This window comes from Wolbachia endosymbiont (group B) of Philonthus cognatus (assembly GCF_947179345.1).
Classification (GTDB): domain Bacteria; phylum Pseudomonadota; class Alphaproteobacteria; order Rickettsiales; family Anaplasmataceae; genus Wolbachia.
In genome coordinates this window covers 516,102-534,008 of record NZ_CAMXBG010000002.1, presented here as the reverse complement: position 1 = coordinate 534,008, position 17,907 = coordinate 516,102, and the positions used below count along the sequence as shown (strand labels likewise).

At 35.0% G+C, this 17,907-nt stretch carries 13 protein-coding genes and 1 pseudogene; 4 read left to right on the top strand and 10 right to left on the bottom strand.

What is annotated here, in order from left to right:
* Window positions 1–125: 125 nt before the first annotated feature.
* From ONG78_RS04490 to hemJ, 5 genes are all read right to left on the bottom strand, one after another.
* On the bottom strand, window positions 126–1,013 hold the full coding sequence (locus ONG78_RS04490; protein ID WP_264374716.1) for a heme o synthase: 888 nt from the start codon (window positions 1,011–1,013) through the stop codon (window positions 126–128).
* A gap of 1 nt (window position 1,014) precedes the next feature.
* On the bottom strand, window positions 1,015–2,565 hold the full coding sequence (gene ctaD, locus ONG78_RS04485) for a cytochrome c oxidase subunit I (protein ID WP_264374715.1): 1,551 nt from the start codon (window positions 2,563–2,565) through the stop codon (window positions 1,015–1,017).
* Window positions 2,566–2,580: 15 nt separating this feature from the next.
* Window positions 2,581–3,345, bottom strand: coding sequence for a cytochrome c oxidase subunit II (gene coxB, locus ONG78_RS04480; protein WP_264374714.1), 765 nt, complete (start codon window positions 3,343–3,345; stop codon window positions 2,581–2,583).
* Window positions 3,346–3,901: 556 nt separating this feature from the next.
* Window positions 3,902–5,413, bottom strand: a complete 1,512-nt coding sequence (locus ONG78_RS04475; protein ID WP_264374713.1) for an HlyD family type I secretion periplasmic adaptor subunit — start codon at window positions 5,411–5,413, stop codon at window positions 3,902–3,904.
* A gap of 154 nt (window positions 5,414–5,567) precedes the next feature.
* Window positions 5,568–5,996 (bottom strand): protoporphyrinogen oxidase HemJ, encoded by a 429-nt coding sequence (gene hemJ, locus ONG78_RS04470; RefSeq protein WP_264374712.1) that lies wholly within the window; start codon window positions 5,994–5,996, stop codon window positions 5,568–5,570.
* Window positions 5,997–6,061: 65 nt separating this feature from the next.
* Here hemJ and pdhA point away from each other — a divergent pair, with 65 nt between their 5' ends.
* Window positions 6,062–7,042, top strand: coding sequence for a pyruvate dehydrogenase (acetyl-transferring) E1 component subunit alpha (gene pdhA, locus ONG78_RS04465; protein ID WP_010401363.1), 981 nt, complete (start codon window positions 6,062–6,064; stop codon window positions 7,040–7,042).
* A 205-nt stretch (window positions 7,043–7,247) separates the two neighbouring features.
* Window positions 7,248–8,678: an Asp-tRNA(Asn)/Glu-tRNA(Gln) amidotransferase subunit GatB gene (gene gatB / locus ONG78_RS04460; protein ID WP_264377767.1), complete on the top strand. Its 1,431-nt coding sequence runs from the start codon at window positions 7,248–7,250 to the stop codon at window positions 8,676–8,678.
* Window positions 8,679–8,891: 213 nt separating this feature from the next.
* Here gatB and ONG78_RS04455 read toward each other — a convergent pair whose 3' ends face one another.
* Genes ONG78_RS04455 through ONG78_RS04445 form a run of 3 tightly spaced genes read right to left on the bottom strand, consistent with a single transcriptional unit; the run spans window position 8,892 to window position 12,287 of the window.
* On the bottom strand, window positions 8,892–9,812 hold the full coding sequence (locus tag ONG78_RS04455) for a tyrosine recombinase XerC (protein WP_026092663.1): 921 nt from the start codon (window positions 9,810–9,812) through the stop codon (window positions 8,892–8,894).
* A gap of 2 nt (window positions 9,813–9,814) precedes the next feature.
* A complete protein-coding gene (gene lpdA / locus ONG78_RS04450; RefSeq protein WP_264377766.1) occupies window positions 9,815–11,185 on the bottom strand; it encodes a dihydrolipoyl dehydrogenase in 1,371 nt (456 codons plus the stop codon).
* Window positions 11,178–12,287 (bottom strand): outer membrane protein assembly factor BamB family protein, encoded by a 1,110-nt coding sequence (locus ONG78_RS04445; protein ID WP_264374708.1) that lies wholly within the window; start codon window positions 12,285–12,287, stop codon window positions 11,178–11,180. The genes lpdA and ONG78_RS04445 overlap by 8 nt, the downstream gene beginning before the upstream one ends.
* Before the next feature lie 323 nt (window positions 12,288–12,610).
* Here ONG78_RS04445 and ONG78_RS04435 point away from each other — a divergent pair, with 323 nt between their 5' ends.
* The gene (locus tag ONG78_RS04435) at window positions 12,611–13,903 is read left to right on the top strand and encodes a cbb3-type cytochrome c oxidase subunit I (RefSeq protein WP_264685189.1); all 1,293 of its coding nucleotides are present in this window, start codon (window positions 12,611–12,613) and stop codon (window positions 13,901–13,903) included.
* A gap of 117 nt (window positions 13,904–14,020) precedes the next feature.
* Here ONG78_RS04435 and ONG78_RS04430 read toward each other — a convergent pair whose 3' ends face one another.
* Complete coding sequence (locus tag ONG78_RS04430; RefSeq protein WP_264374707.1) at window positions 14,021–14,674, bottom strand: hypothetical protein; 654 nt, start codon at window positions 14,672–14,674, stop codon at window positions 14,021–14,023.
* Between the two features lie 109 nt (window positions 14,675–14,783).
* Window positions 14,784–15,209, bottom strand: a pseudogene (gene tnpA, locus ONG78_RS08130) (IS200/IS605 family transposase).
* Between the two features lie 132 nt (window positions 15,210–15,341).
* Between tnpA and ONG78_RS04420 the strand changes: the two are divergent.
* A complete protein-coding gene (locus tag ONG78_RS04420; RefSeq protein WP_264377764.1) occupies window positions 15,342–17,906 on the top strand; it encodes a valine--tRNA ligase in 2,565 nt (854 codons plus the stop codon).
* Window position 17,907 lies beyond the last annotated feature (1 nt).

Sequence of the window (17,907 nt, the reverse complement as noted above, 5' to 3'; positions counted from 1 at the left end):
AATTTTTATAGATATAGAGGCAATTTAAGCCGCACCTTTAAATTTTATTATGGAAATAAAAAAAAGTGCTACAACGAGCATTATTAGAAGAGAAAGTAAAAGATAGTTTTTATGTTCTTTCATGGTTAAAATAAATCAATAGAGCAGTAAATAACGCTGGCAAACAGAGAAAATAGATAAGAAATCGAATAAGAAAACATTTTTTTCTGCGAGCTATGACTTTTAAGCCTTATAACGGATGCAGCAAACCAAATAAAAACACACCCTTCAATAATTGCCATACTGAGGTAAAATAGAGCCTTTTTCAAAAATAGTGCTGGAAGTAAGCTAGTTAATACGAGTAACACGCTATAGATTAATATATATTTCCTCGTTTTTTCTGGACCATAAACGATATTGAACATTGGAATCGATGCTTTTGTATAATCTTCAGATCTATTTAAAGATAGAGCCCAAAAATGTGGTGGAGTCCACATAAAAATTATTAAAAATAGAATACAACTTTCCCAGCTTACAGAGTCAGTTACAACCGCCCAGCCAATCATTGGAGGAAAAGCACCTGCTGCACCACCAATAACAATATTCTGCGGAGTACGCCTTTTGAGCCAAATTGTATACACAAAAACATAAAATAATATGCTAATTGCAAGCAAAGCAGCAGAAACATAGTTCACTGCTATTGCCATGATAAATACTGACAATATTCCAAGAGTTATGCCAAATTCAAGCGCGCTTTCTGCAGAAACTCTACCTGAAGGTATAGGGCGGTTTTTTGTTCTCTCCATAAGCAAGTCTATATCTCTGTCATACCACATATTTATCGCACCTGCAGATCCTGAACCAAGAGCAATGCATACCAGAGATATTAGTACAAGAAAAGGATGAATACTACCCGGCGCAGCAACCATTCCAGCAACTGCAGTAAACACTACAAGGTACATTATCCTTGGCTTTAGCAAATGCCAAAAATCCAGTATTGTTGATTCAACATTTAGCAAAACACTTGTGTACATTCTATTTTATCACTGGTGGTTTTTCAAAAGTATGAAAAGGCGGTGGTGAAGATACTGTCCATTCTAAAGTGTCACCTTCCCAAGGATTATCTCCAGCTTTCTTGCCCCATTTGAAGAGATGTATAACTATAAACACAAAAAACATAACTGAAACAAAGGACATATATGAGCCAACTGAGGATATATAATTCCAAGGGATAAACGCGTCGGGATAATCAGGTATACGCCTTGGCATGCCGGCTAATCCCAGGAAATGCTGAGGTAAGAAAGTAACATTGGTGCTAATAAAAGTGAGCCAAAAGTGTACCTTTCCTAAACACTCGTTATATTGCTTACCTGACATTTTGCCTATCCAATAATAAAAACCAGCGAAGGCTCCAAATAATGCAGCAAGCGACATGACATAGTGAAAGTGAGCAACGACATAATAGGTATCGTGTAAAAGTTTATCTATTCCACCGTGAGAAAGAATTATTCCGGTTATACCCCCACCAACAAACATAAAAATAAAACCTAGCGCAAATAGCATAGGGGTTTTAAATTCAATTGCCCCACCCCACATAGTTGCAATCCAGCTAAAAACTTTTACACCAGTTATAACACCAATAAAAATTGTTGTAGTGCTAAAAAACACAGCAGCATCTTCGCTAAGCCCAACAGTAAACATATGATGAGCCCAAACCATAAAACCAAATGCTGCTATACCTATCATAGCATAAACCATCCCTTTATAGCCAAATACTGGCCTATGGGAAAAAGTTGATACGACTTGACTTATGATGCCAAATGCAGGGAAAATAATTATGTAAACTTCTGGATGACCAAAAAACCAAAACAGGTGTTGAAATAACACAGGATCACCGCCACCAGCAGGATCAAAAAAGGAAGTACCAATATTGCGATCAGTTAGCAGCATAGTTATAGCACCAGCAAGTACCGGTAAGGCAACAATTAACATAAATGACGTTAGTAAAACAGACCAAACAAATAGTGGCATTTTAGTGAGTGACATACCTTTTGCACGCATATTGAATATAGTGACTATAAAGTTGATCGCCCCAACAATTGATGACATACCAGCAACATGAAGTGCAAGTATAGCAAGATCAACTCCTGCACTTGGGTGGGACATAATTTGCGACAAAGGTGGGTATAAAGTCCATCCTGTTCCAGGACCTTCGCCAGCAAATACAGAGAGGATAAGCAAAATAAAAGATGATACTAATAACCAAAAACTTAAATTATTCATACGAGGAAATGCCATATCTGGTGAACCAATCATGAGAGGTACGAACCAATTACCAAATCCTCCCATTAAGGCTGGCATTATCATAAAAAACACCATTATTACCGCATGCCCTGTAATCATTACGTTATATAGCTGGTAATTATTGTTCAGTATATTAATGTGCATTAGCTGAGTACGAATAATTACCGATAATAATCCACCAATAATTCCAGCTAATATGGAAAAAATAATGTATAGTGTCCCTATATCTTTGTGATTAGTAGAAAACAGCCAACGTCTTATACCTTTTGGTACATCACTCATATCTATACTCCAAACTTAACTTACTAATTTTTTATCTTCAATCCACTTATTAAAATCTTCTTTACTCACTGCTTCAACAACAATTGGCATAAATCCATGACCTTGACCACATAGTTCATAACATTGCCCATAATAAATACCGGGCTTTGTAACGTTAAACCATGCTTCATTCAGCCTACCTGGTATTGCATCAATTTTTATACCAAAAGCCGGTATTCCCCAGCTATGTATTACATCTCCTGCTGTCACTTGTAAACGAATATTAGTATTGATAGGTAAAATAACGTTATTATCAACAGAGAATAGTTTTAAATCTCTTTCGGTAAAGTCTTCTTTTCCTTTTATATAGCTGTCAAATGAAATACCTTGATATTCTGGGTACTGGTAACTCCAATACCATTGATGACCAATAACTTTTAGTGTTATGTCAGCTTTTGGCACTTTCTCCTGTAGTTTAATTAATTCAGCATTTTTAAAAGCCAATACCCCAACAATAATCGTTGGTATAACAAACCAGATAATTTCTACAAAGATATTATGAGTTATTTTACTGACATTTTTCACTTTGCCCTTACGAAAGCGAAATACTACATAAGCAAGCAGGGCCCATACAAAAAGCATAATTGCAATCATTACACTCATCACAAACGAATGTGACTTAACTACAACCTCCATTATCTCAGTTGCAGGCGCAGGAAATCCAAATTGCCAAGAAGTAGGAGCAGAAGCAATTGATATGTTTGAGTAAAACATTATCAATAATGCAAATAACTTCACCATATTTTTTGCTGTAAAACTAACTGTATAATAATATATATACACTTACTATGCAAACAGAGATTATAGAATGTACACAAGTGTTTTGCTAAATATTGAATCAAAAGTAAATGATGATTAATGTTTTTTTAGCATTTAATAAATATACTAATACGATACTAACTTGAGGAAAAAGCATTTACATGAATCTATTTTAAGTTAAAATATTATAATATTTTAAGTTAAGTATTTACTTTAAGGAAGTTCTATAATAAGTTTAATAGTGTCTGTTATTGCTAATAACCCTCTAGCCTCACACCTAAAAGCAGTAACAGACACTATTAAACTTTAGGTAAGTTTGCCTATTTATAATTCATTGAGGTAAAAATCTTACTAATTCCTTTAATTCTATTATACAGCTGAGTTTACTAATTAACCTTTAATTTTTACGTTAGCATTTGCATCTTAAATCAAAGATTTACATATTATAGAAAATAATTATAAAATAATACACTACTTGTGTGTAAATTTTTTTGCATATCAAACTCTGTAAACAAATTTTTTAGAAAAGCAAAATAAATTATCTCTCTATGAAAGATCTATCGAATGTTGCAATTATAGGTGTAAACAAGAACGATAAAAGAGTGCGGGATTGAGTAACTATATATACTTCTGCTGGCATACCAGGATATAGGTATACGTTTTTAAATTGAGCAAGTTCTGATTTTGGTATCACCACTCGCACTGAATAATAACGCCCCATCCTTGGATCATCAAGAGCATCAGGGGAAATATGGTTTACTATACCGTTAATTAAACTTAAGCGACGTGCACTATAAGCGCTCAGCCTTACTTTAACTTTCAGCCCTTCTAGTCCGTCGATAGAGACTATATTGCTATCTTTCTTTTTTGCTGACAGTATCTCTTCTATGTTTCTGGTTAGAACTTTAGCATCTATTATTAGATCATCATCTGATGGTACTATACTCATGATTGGAACTCCAGATTGTATAACACCACCTTCAGTGTGGTATCTTATATCTGTAACTATACCATCTTGAGGTGATTTAATTATTGTACGTGCTAACGAATCTTCAGCAACCATCAGCCTCTCTTTTAAGTCTGCAATAGATGTATTAACTTCCTTAAGCTCAGCATTTGCTCTTTCTTGAGCATCATTCTTCACATTTATAATCTCTAACTCATTTTCTCCAATCTTTTGCTGTACTTGAGATATTGCAGAACGGTAATGTCCAACTCTACCCTCAATTTCAGCAAACTGTTTTTCTAAAGCTAAAATGTGTGGTTTGCTTATATGGCCACTATCAAGTAATTGTCTTTTTGTTTCTAACTCCTCAGTTATCAAGTCATATTGCTTATGGGCTGCATTTAGTTGAAAATTTAGCCCTGCTAATTCATCATTTAACTGCTTTATACGTTGTTGCAGTATGTCAGTTTTTCCTAATATACTCTTTCTCTGAGAGTTGAACAACTTTACCTGATTCTTTATCGCTTTATTTACAAGTTCATCGTTAGATAATCTTTTAACCTCATCAGAAAATTCTAGCGTATCTAAGTCTCCCCTAATTGCAATAAGTCTTGCTTCAGTTGCCAAAAATGATAAGAGTTTTTCTTTAATTATACTCAAATTTGCCTTTTCGTTAACATCACTTAATAAAACTAAAGGCTCATCTTTTTTAACTGTTTGACCTTCTTTTACTAAAATTTTGCTTATTATTCCCCCACCCAAGTGTTGCACTATTTTTCTATTTGAAGAGACAATAACTTCTCCACTTGCATGCACTGCTCCGTCAATTGGAGCTATAGCTGACCAAATACCACCTATTCCAAAAAAGATGAATATCACCACTAAACCAAAAAATAGTGGTCCCCATGTGACTTTTAGGACTTCATTTACGTTATTACTCTCACGTTTAAAAATAAAATTTATCATCGCATCAATCCATGCGAACGTCTTATCCAAAAATTGATATTTCTTCTTTCTATTTCCTGCCCTTTGCATATCTATATCATCACTACCAATCAGGCCTGTCAAAGAAAGTCCAGCACTAAGCTTTTTTAACTTACTCATTATAATACTACTGCGAATTCTTGTTAACCAGGATAACACACAAAAACAAAGAATCTATACCTTAAGTACTTTACTTAGACTACGGAACATCAGAATAAACTATTTAGTAACAATTCTTATACTCCATTCAATGGCTCAGCATTAGGCTAGAAAATCAAAAAGGTTTTACAATAACCATAATAACTATAATTATTATTAACACTGTTACTGCTTCGTTTAAAACACGAAAATAAACGTGAGTTTTCTTATTCAAGCCCACTGCAAAATTTTTCCTATGCTTTGCAAGTAGGCCATGAATAGCAAACATTAAGAATAATGCTAGCGCTTTTATATGAAACCACCCTTCGCGATATGCTTCCCTAATAATCATTAGCATAATTCCAAAACTAAGGGAGAAAAGCATTGCAGGGTTTATGATATATCTAAGGAGTCTCTTCTCCATTATTTGAAGTAAGCTGTCATTTTCTGACCCTGGTTTTACAGATGCATGGTAAACATAAAGCCTTGGCAAATAGAGCATACCTGCCACCCACATAATTACAGAGATAACGTGAAAAGCTTCAAGCCAGTGATAGTAGTCCATATAGATAGTATTATAAAATGTTAAAAATTTCTGGTATGATCTCAATTTAATAAAAGAAAGTCAATATGAAAGCAGAAAATTTCACTAAAGAACAGGTGATTGGATTCTACAGAAAAATGCTTCTCATACGCAGATTTGAGGAAAAAGCAGGACAATTATACGGAATGGGATTAATAGGCGGATTCTGTCACTTATCAATAGGGCAAGAAGCAGTTGCAGTTGGGACTCAAGCTGCATCAAAATCTGGTGATGCTTTTATCACAAGCTATAGAGACCATGGCTTAATGCTTGCATGTAATTCTGATCCGAATGTTGTGATGGCAGAACTAACCGGCAAAGAAACAGGGTGTTCAAAAGGCAAAGGTGGCTCCATGCACATATTTGATGTTGAAAAAAATTTCTTTGGTGGACATGGAATAGTAGGTGCACAAGTCCCAATTGGCACAGGAATAGCATTTGCTAATAAATACAAGAAAAAAGATAACGTTGTATTCACATATTTTGGTGACGGTGCTGCAAATCAAGGACAAGTATATGAATCATTTAATATGGCATCTTTGTGGAAGTTACCTGTGGTTTATATCATAGAAAATAACGAATACGCAATGGGAACTTCTGTACAAAGATCAACTTTAGTAACTGAACTATATAAAAGAGGAGAGAGTTTTGGTATTCCTGGAAAACAAGTTGATGGAATGGATTTTTTCTCTGTCTATGAGTTAACAAGTGAAATAGCTGAGCACGTACGTGGGGGAAAAGGACCTCTCTTGCTTGAAATGAAGACATATCGATATCGTGGACATTCAATGTCAGATCCTGCTACTTATCGTTCAAAAGAAGAAGTTGAAGATATGAAGCAAAATCATGATCCTATAAGCACCCTAAAACAGTATATAACAGACAATAAAATCGCTTCTGATGAAGAATGCAAAGCTATTGATAAGGAAATACGAGATTTAGTAAAAAAGTCAGAAGATTTTGCTAAAAATAGTAAAGAGCCAGGCATTGATGAACTATATACTGATGTTTATAAATTTGTTAGCTAATCAGTTGCCATCAAAATTATGTTTTGGCCTACTATAGATATTTTTTGGCAGCACTTAACTTTATTATATAACAGCCTAGTCAATAGAAACTGTAGTAACTCTTATATTATTGATATACACCGCTCTTGGATCATAGGTTAAATGAGTTTTATTTGACTTTTTGTGCTAGTTTGCAGAATATAAAGTTATTAATTGAATAAAATACATGACAAAAGAAAACTGGGAGACAGTAATTGGACTTGAGGTACACGCTCAGGTTTCTTCTAAGACAAAGCTATTTTCTAGTTCACTAACGGAATTTGGCACTGAGCACAATACTCAAGTTTCTCTAGTTGATGCAGCAATGCCAGGTACATTGCCAATATTAAATTATTTCTGCATAGAGCAAGCAATATGTACCGGTCTTGCACTTTCTGCAGAAATTAATAAGTGCTCTTACTTTGATCGTAAAAATTATTTTTATCCCGATTTACCACAAGGTTACCAAATAACCCAGTTCTTTGAGCCGATAGTTAAAAATGGTAAAGTGTTTATCAATAATAATGAAAAAGAAATAAGAATCGCAAGAATTCACTTAGAGCAAGATGCAGGAAAGAGTATTCATGAAGAAAGCAAAACTTACATAGATTTAAATCGTGCAGGTGTTGCTTTAATGGAAATTGTTTCAGAGCCAGATCTTCGTTCATCTGCAGAAGCTGCAGAATTCATGAAAAAATTGAGGCAGATTTTGCGTTACATCGGTTCATGTGATGGTGATATGGAAAAGGGGTCACTTCGCTGTGATGCAAATGTTTCTGTTCGCCCAAAGGGTAGTAGCACATTTGGCACTCGTTGTGAAATAAAAAACTTAAATTCAATACGTTATATTGTACAAGCTATAGATTATGAAGCACAAAGGCAGATCAAAATTTTGGAAAGCGGAGGAGAAATAAGTCAAGATACCTTATTGTTTGATGTCACTTTAGGAAAAACAAAAGTGATGAGAAGCAAAGAAGATTCAAGTGACTATAGATATTTCCCTGAACCTGATTTGCTACCTGTTGAAATAAGCCAAGACAAAATTGATTCTATTAAATCATCTTTACCCGAGTTGCCAGATCAAAAAAAACTTCGATACATAGAGGAATTAGGTATCAATGAATATGATGCAGACGTTCTCACTTCTGATAAAGAAATTGCCGATTATTTTGAAAAATTAGCAAAAAAGCATGATTCAAAGATTGCAGTTACCTGGTTAACCGTCGAGCTTTTCGGTCGTTTAAATAAAACAAATATTGATATTGTTAGCTCTCCAATTAAAGCAGATGCTTTATCCGAACTCCTCGACTTTATCGTCGATGGAACGATCTCTGCTAAACTTGGTAAACAAGTTTTTGATATTATGTTTGAAACTGGAAAGCCTGCATCCCTTATTATAGAAGAGCAGAATCTCAAGCAAATAACTGACACATGTCAAATCTCAGAGGTAATAGATAAAATCATCAATGACAACCAAGATAAAGTTCAAGAATATAAGGGTGGTAAAACAAGATTGTATGGGTTCTTTGTTGGTGAAGTCATGAAATCCACCAAAGGAAAAGCCAGCCCTGATGTCGTAAACTTGGTTTTGAGTGAAAAATTAAAATTGAGTGCCTAGGTGTACGGTCCCAGATCTTTTGCTATTTGCTTGACTTGTTTCTTTACATAGCTTCTAATTTAAATTCTGCTGTCTATTCTCTTTCATTCATAACCTTTTGCAAAACGTTTTTGCTTTCTTCTCTGCTGGTCACTATTGCTTATATAAAGCAGGTACAGTACTGAATGATGTTGCAAGCACTCAGTTCGGCAATATTATCGATTTAAGACGAAGTTAAGATTTCGATTTTTTATTCAAACTCTTCTGAAAGTTTTTATACATATTGAAGACATCTTGATAATTTAGGTGAGTGTAAACTTGAGTAGTTTCAAGGCTTGAGTGGCCAAGCAGCTGTTGTATTGATCTTATGTCAATATCTTCCTGAAGCAAATGAGTAGCAAAACTATGGCGAAATGCATGTGGAGATAAAATTTCTGGTAAGTTTAAAAATCTTCTTATTTTTTGCAAACGATTAGCAACATAAGTTCTTCCCAATTTTTTTCCTCTTACCCCCACAAAAAGATGTCCCGCTTCGTCAAAGTGGGGACAAGCTTTTATATATTTTTGTATACACTTTTTTACTACTGGAAGAATAAATACCTGCCTTTGTTTATCTCCCTTACCTGTTACTATTAAACTTTCATTGCTAATATCACTAACCTTAAGATTCAGTGCTTCAGTGATTCTTAAGCCCGTACCATATAGCAGAACGACAATTGCAATTTCTCTTTTTACCACCCAAGGCTCGCCTAGATCAGGCAATTTCATTTCTTTCAATAGAGTTTCTATGTTAGATATTGAAAGTGCTTTAGGTAGAGTTCTTCTCTGAATTGGCCTTGATAAAGAAAATACCGCTTCATTATTTATTTCATAATTGTTTTTTATATATTTGAAAAAATTTCTGATTACTGACAATGCGCGAGTGTTAGATCTCGCATTTACACCTCTTGCATAACGAGAGGTAAACCAACTTCTCAGTTCAGGTATGCTTAATTTTTCTAAAGAGCCAACATTTACTTCTTCACCAATGTGAGTATTTAGGAAATTTATAAGATCTTTGAGGTCCCTCATGTATGACTCCAAAGTGTTTGGTGAGTAAGACCTGTTGTACTTTAGCCAATCATACCATTTTTCAATGATTGAACCGAGGTCCACAGTTACTTTTTAAAGAAAGCATCGATGCACGCATCCCTAAAGGCTTCATTTATATCAGGATGAGAGTGACAAATTCTGTATATATCCTCTGCTGCTGCACCATATGCCATTGCAACCGCTGCTTCATTGATTAGCGTATCAGCGTATGCTCCTATGATATGTACACCGAGTATTGTATCTGCTTTGCTACAAGTCAGAACTTTCACGAATCCCTCAGCATCGTCAGTGACTTTTGCTCTACCATTTGCAGCAAATTGACATTTACCAACTTTATACTTTCGACCAACACTTTTCAGTTCATCTTCGGTTTTACCGATTGAAGAAACTGCAGGGTGGGTGTAAATGACTGACGGTATGATTTCATAATCAACGTGAGGTAATTGTCCTGCTATTATTTCCGCAACTGCAACTCCCTCTTCCTCTGCTTTATGAGCAAGCATTGCTCCACCAATCACATCACCAATAGCAAATATTCCTTTCACATTAGTTTCATATCTGTTGTTAACTTGAACGAAACCACGACTGTCTTTCTCTATTTTTTCAAGACCCTCAGTGCATGGTTTGCGTCCTACTGCAACCAGCACCTTATCTGCCTCTATAATGTTTGTTTGGTTGTCTTGAGCAGAGCAAACTTCCACACTCAAAGAATTACTACTTTGTTTTATCTCCTCAACTTTAGTGCTAAGTAAAAATTTTATTCCTTGTTTTTGTAGACTAGAAAGTAGAGACTTACTTAATTCTCCATCCATTGCTGCAGCGATTCTGTCAAAAAATTCTACTACAGTGACTTCAGACCCTAGCCTCCTCCATACAGAAGACATTTCAAGCCCTATTGCCCCGGCTCCGATTACGACAAGTTTTTTTGGTACTTCAGTTAAAGATAATGCACCAGTAGACGAAATAATGTCTTTCTCATCAATATTAATTCCTGGCAGAGAGCTAACATCAGAACCAGTTGCAATTACTATATTTTTTGCCTTCAGCACCTTACCTTCAACTGAAACTTCAAGATTACCTTGGTCAAAAGAAGCAAGCCCATTGATTTTAGTGATTTTGTGAAGGTTAAACAGATATTCTATGCCTTTTCCAAGTTCCTGAACCCTAGCGTCTTTATAGCCTATCATTTCTCTCAAATCGAGACTTACATCCTTAACTTTTATGCCAAGTTTTGATAGATTATTTTTCGCGCTAGCATAATGATAAGAGGAATGGAGTAATGCTTTTGATGGTATACACCCAACTCGCAAACACGTGCCACCAAAAATGCTATTTTTGTCTATACAAGCAACTTTGAGTTCGAGTTTTGCAGCAGCGATAGCGCATTTGTAACCACCTGGACCACCACCTATAATAATCAAATCATAATCAGTCATAAAAAACAAACCTATTTTCTAAAGAATAAACACCATTTCCTTCAGTCGTTATATACATCTTACCATGGGTAAATACTGGAGCATGAAACACATTACCGGGTATTTTAATTACCCTTCCTGTACTTTCAGATCCAGGAAAAGCAAATATTGAACCTTTATTACTTGTTACCCAAAGCGTATGGGCATACATAATTGGAACAAACAATTGCACATTCTCTATAAAATCAGATGTCCAAACTGTTTTTCCACTTTGTATGTCGATGCCAATTACCTTATTACCTTTAGTCACCATGAAAATTCTTCCGCCTTCTTTTTGTTTCTCTGCAGGAATAAGAGGGCTATAATATGACTCAATGTTTGATATACTTTTTACTTGTAGTGGCCTTGACCATAAAATATTTCCTGAGTTTACGTCAATGCTATAAATATAAGAGTTGCTCGTAGCTATTAAGATATTATCGTGTACTCTAGGTGTAGTAGTTACATCTGTAAGCTGTGTGTCTAAAAGATTTGTAGCTAATTTTTGGCTCCATAGTTTTTTACCTTCTTCATTAAAAGCTATTAACTCGCCATTTGAAAATGGTGCCATTATTTTATCATTAGAGACTGCTGGTGAGATGGAATATAAACCTCGAACCTCATTTATACCATTTTGATAAGCCCAAATGGGGCTGCCATCTTTTATATCAAATACATGTAGATAGTTATCAATAGTCAATACTACCAACTTATTGTTTATTACTATTGCTTTCCCTCTTGCCGGAGCTCTTAATTCTTTTTCCCATTGAATCTCCCCTGTTTTCGCATCTATTGTGTGTAGAATGTTATCCACTACAAAGAAAACATTTTCTTTGTAGCTCGATAAACTCATATTACCAATTTTTTTCCTACTTGAGAGGTATAATTTCCAATTTATAACTCTTGGGTTATCGATATCAAAGGAATATAAGGTACCGTGCTTGTCTGGTAAAATAACGCTATTTTCTGTAAGTATTGGAGCTACATATCCTTGAGATAATTTTTTATCTACTAAACTTATTCGTTCGCTTGCCATTGTATAGTTACTATACAATAACATTATCATGACAATTATTATTTTCATTATTTAGTGAAAACAAGATTCATTAATATACATACTAGAAACGTAAATCACAACGAAAATGTTCTTAATTGTGGATCAAAAGCATTAACGTAATGTCATGCCATTATGTAAAGATTCTCTTACTGTAATAATTTTTATCAAGTATTGATTAAAACACATTTCGATAGCCCAGACTAACGCTGTCAGTAATATTACCATAATATGAAATGGAAATGGACGCAGCATTTTCACGATGAAAGATATTGTTGTAATGTCATTCATTTAAACTATGCATATCAATTTGAAAAATGTACATTGTCTTATGCTATAGTACCTAAAAGTAAATGCTCAACATACAAAATAACGCTTCACTTTGCAGGCAATGGATATTCTTGGCAGTACTTGCTCTTGCTTGTTCTGGACTGCTGTCAATAATTGTTATTTTTCTACGATTGCCTTTTATTTCTTCTCTCATTCCTTCTGCACAATATATCTTTGATAATGCACTGGTGATACACGTAAATTTGTCAATTTTGGTATGGATGTGCTCTATAATATCTCTGCTCTTCATCATAAACTTAAAAAACACCAATCATTGGTTTAACTTCTCATGGACTCTCTCAATCCTTTCCATGCTGCTAATGTTTATATCTGCATTTGTTCCAAATACTGAAGTTATCAAAAGTAACTATATACCTGTATTACAAAACAAATTATTTTTACTTGGACTCAGTCTTTTCATTACCAGCATATTGATAAATACAGCTCTAGCCTACATATCAAATAAACAAGACTCATATCTTTCAATCGGACAAATTGGCCTGGTCATTATACTTGTGTCATCATTTCTTTGTGTTGTTTTAGCACATAAAAATATGCCTCCAGGTCTATATCACTCAGACAAGAATTTATTTTATGAATATCTCTTTTGGGGAGGCGGACATTTACTGCAGTTTGCCTTTGCTCAAGCAATGTTTTTAGTTTATTTGATCATACTGAATGCTCGCTATATTAGTCTAAATAAAATTACCATTTTACCACTATTTATAAACACAGTTTTGACCGTAGGTGCGCCGTTTATATACTTTATTTATTCGGCGGATAGTGCTGAATTGATACAGTTTTTTACCTGGCATATGAGAATTGCTGGAGCAGTTCTGCCGTGCTTTTTAACAATATTAGTGTATTGCAACATAAAAACTCTGCTCAATGATAAGGGCAATTATCTTCTTCACTCGTTTGTATTGTTCATTTATGGAGGTGTGCTTGGAGTGCTAACTATTGAAGGAAATGTCACTATTCCTGCGCATTATCATGGTTCTGTAGTTGGTATTACTATAGCTTTTATGAATTTTGTCTACTGGCTGTTACCAAAATTGGGCTGTAAAGAAATAAAAAGCTCCATAGTAAGATTACAGATTTATGCATATAGCTTGGGACATTTTCTCCACATTACTGGACTTGTTTGGCTTGGTGGATATGGTGCCTTAAGAAAAGTTGCAGATCTGCCAAGTATTTCATCAATGTTGGCACGTGCTTGTTTTATTACGGGTGGAGCTATATCAGTTATTGGTGGAATGTTATTCGTAATAATTGTGATTTTACATCTTCTTAAAGGCAAGGCTCGTACCAACTAACCCACAGAAACAAAACTAAAAATTTTAGTGTAAAATTACTATATTTACTTTGTACTATGGCTCAAACAACCTGCTTCAAATTTGGAAAGGCAGTGAAATGAAAAAAACTATATCAAGCTACACTGAATTCTTATTTGCCACTCCTTGTGGTTCTTGTGTTCCATTTACTTGAGAGCTAGGTTTCATTATTAAATCACCAGCTAAGAATGCAGATACTGTTGCTATAACAACGATTAACCACATGTCCAATTTAGTTGTATGTTCAAGTGTAATATACACTACTAACCCAACAGCAAGACCAGTACTAGCAGTAGCGATGTATGTTGCTTTTTCTTTTAGTTGTTTATTTGCTTCATTTTTGACTTCTAATATTTTCTTTTCTTGCTGTGAATGCTGGATTTGAGTATTTAGTTTATTTTTTTCAGCTTTTAATTCTATATTTTCGTTCTGAGCTGTCTTCCTTGCATATTCTAAGGATCTATTTAACCCTTTAGCTCTATCCTTTTTAGTTTGTAAGTCTTTATTTTCCGCCTCTAGCTGCTCAAGTTTATTTATTTTTTGTTTCATTTCACTTTTCATTTCATTTTTTAATTCATTTCTTATTTTATCTTTCAATGTAGCTATTGCATCTTCTGAGCTTTTTTTAACTTCTAGTTCCAACACGTCCTCAAGCAATTCTGCTAGTTTTATTTTTTCGTTGGAGGGCAGATAGTATGGATCATATAGAGCATTAACAAGATCTTGTAAATCAGAAAATTTAAAATCAGGCATAATAAACCTCAATACTAAAAATTTATCGTGTAATACATAAAAAACTAAAATCAAGAAATTTTGTATTATAAACTCAACAACCATCACCTACAAGGTGAAGGGTTAAATTTTAATCAATTTGAAATTGATCATTGTCATGAAGTGGCTCGCCTTCCTGGATAGATATGTACTCTTGTATAACCTCGTCTGTCAGAACTTACGGCTCAATATCCACGTGCCCAAAGGTGCCTGCCCCAAAATTGCTTACTTAGACTTGCAAAATCTTGCATCAGCAACCTTGAACTTGTTCCTTTCAAAAGTTGTACAATTTTACTAACATTTTGCTGTGGTTTATATGATATAAACATATGAATATGATCTACTGCAACTTTGCCTGAGATAATTTGGATCTCATTTTCCATAGTAACCTGCCTTAGCAGCTCCCTAACTCTAACAGCAATTTGGCCTATTAGCACCCTTTTCGATATTTGGGAATCCATACCAAGTGTACTCTCATATCGTACTTAGAGTGTGCATTATACCCATAACGTCGCATACGCGACTATTGTAACTTGCCCTTCGCCTCAAGGCGGGACAATCCCCGAAGGGGGACACTAAAATGTCAGACATTAAAATTGCTGTATTTGCTCAATTGTGCTAACTTAAAGCTTAAAACTGAAAAATATTTATGTTAGAAGAAAAATACAGCTTTAGAGAAATTGAAAATAAATACAACATATTATGGGAAGGAAGTAAAGTTTATAAATGGAATGGTGAAGAGAATAACACTTTTACTATAGACACTCCTCCACCAACGATATCAGGAAAGCTGCACATCGGCCATATATTTAGCTATTGCCATACGGATTTTATTGCAAGGTTTCAACGCATGCTGGGAAAAGATGTGTTTTATCCAATTGGGTTTGATGATAATGGTCTTCCGACTGAAAGGTTAGTCGAGCAAACCTATAAAACCCGTGCAAAAGAAGTTGGCAGAGAAAAATTTATAGAGATGTGCCATGAAGTTATTGAGAAGTCAAAACAAGAATTCAAGGAATTGTTTAAATCAGTTGGCATTAGCTATGACTGGGATTTGGAATACCACACGATCAGCAAGGAAGCTGTGGCACTTTCTCAAATGTCATTCATTGATCTATATAATAAAGAGTATGCATACAGGAAAATGCAACCTATTCTTTGGGACCCAATCGATAAAACTGCAATTGCACAAGCAGAAATAGAGGATAAAGTCTTTGAGTCATTTTTGAACACGATAGTTTTTTCCACTGAAAAAAATGAGCAGATTCATATTGCAACTACGCGACCTGAGTTACTTCCTGCATGTGTTGCAGTTTTTTGTCATCCAGAAGATGCACGATATGCCCATCTGATTGGAAAAATAGCCGTAGTGCCAATTACAGAGGCAAAAGTTCCAATAATAGCTGATGATAAGGTCAAAATAGATAAAGGCACTGGGCTTGTTATGTGCTGTACATTCGGTGATGAGCTCGACATATATTGGCAGCAAAAGCATAATCTGCCGGTGACAATTATAATTGATCAGGATGGAAGGATAAACCTGCATGCAGTGTGTGATCAAAAATGGATCCCAGTGTCACGCACTGGGATGACAGGGGAGAAAGATGCCCAGTATCAAGCTACTCAGGTGACAGAGGAGACACATGCCAGCGTCATCCGAGTAGCTGACACTGGGATCCATGGACTAAAAGTTAAAGAAGCAAGAAAGAGGATCATTGAAATCCTCAGTGGAAAAGGACTTTTAATAGAAAGCACTAGCATTTCTCATTCTGTTAAATGTGCTGAAAGATCTGGTGCGCCGCTTGAAATATTACCTACTTATCAATGGTTTGTCAAGACTTTAGAGCAAAAAACTCAAGTATTAGATAAAGTGAGTAAATGTAATTGGCATCCAGAATCTATGCGTAAACGTATGGAGGTGTGGATAGAAGGGCTAAGTTGGGATTGGTGCATCTCAAGACAGCGTTATTTTGGTGTACCATTTCCAGTTTGGTATTCAAAACGTAAGGGAGAAGAAGGCAAAATCATTCTAGCTGAAGTAAAGGATTTACCTATCGATCCATTAAAAGGTTTGCCGAAAAGCTATAGCAGAGAAGAAGTTACTCCAGATCAAGATGTGATGGATACTTGGGCAACAAGTGCGATCACTCCTCAACTAAGTGCACTGGCAGTAAACAGTGAGCTCGGTTTACCAAGCCATCGGTATGATAAGATATTTCCTGCAGATCTGCGCAGCCAAAGCCATGAGATAATAAGAACTTGGGCTTTTTATACGATTTTGAAGGCACATTATCATGCAGATTCACTGCCGTGGAAAAATATCATGATTAGTGGTTGGTGTTTGGCTGACGATAAAAAAAAGATGAGTAAATCAAAAGGTAATATCATCACTCCTCATGTAATGCTTGAAACCTATGGAGCTGACGTAGTACGCTATTGGGCAGCAAACTCAAGACTTGGAGTTGACACAGTCTACTCTGAAAATATCTTCAAAATTGGCAAACGACTTGTTACGAAACTTTGGAATGCTAGCAAATTTGTTTCCATGTTTATGGAAAAACATCAAGCATTGAGCATAAATTCCATCAGTGAGACGATGGATAAGTGGATATTGTCCAAATTATATAAAGTGATAGAAAAAACGACGAACAACCTATTACAGTTTGAATACTGCGAAGCTTTGAGCGCAATAGAAGAATTTTTTTGGAAAGATTTTTGTGATAATTACTTAGAGTTAGTTAAAAAACGTGCATATGGAGATGCATTGGACAGCGAGGCAAACATGAGTGCGAAACAGAGTTTGGCATATGTACTAAATATTATTTTGCGGTTATTTGCACCATTTTTGCCATATATTACAGAGGAAATATATCATCAGTTGTATAGTTATAACTCTGTTCACAATAAAAGTAATTGGCCTAACAAGGAAGAACTTATCTATGATAAGTATTCTGAAGAAATGGGAGATAATTTCGTGCAGATATTAAACCTTGTGAGAAAAATAAAAGCAGATAATAACGTATCAGTTAAGCATCTTATACAAAAGTTGATGATAAAAGCGAGTGTAAAAGAGGATGAGTTAAATTATTCTGCTCAGCATGATTTGCAGTCAGTTTGCAATGCTGAAGTGATAGAATGGGTTGAGAGTACAGAAGCAGAGCTTATAACTGAGAATGGAAAATTTACTGTAAGTTTATTGATTGATGTAACTTAGC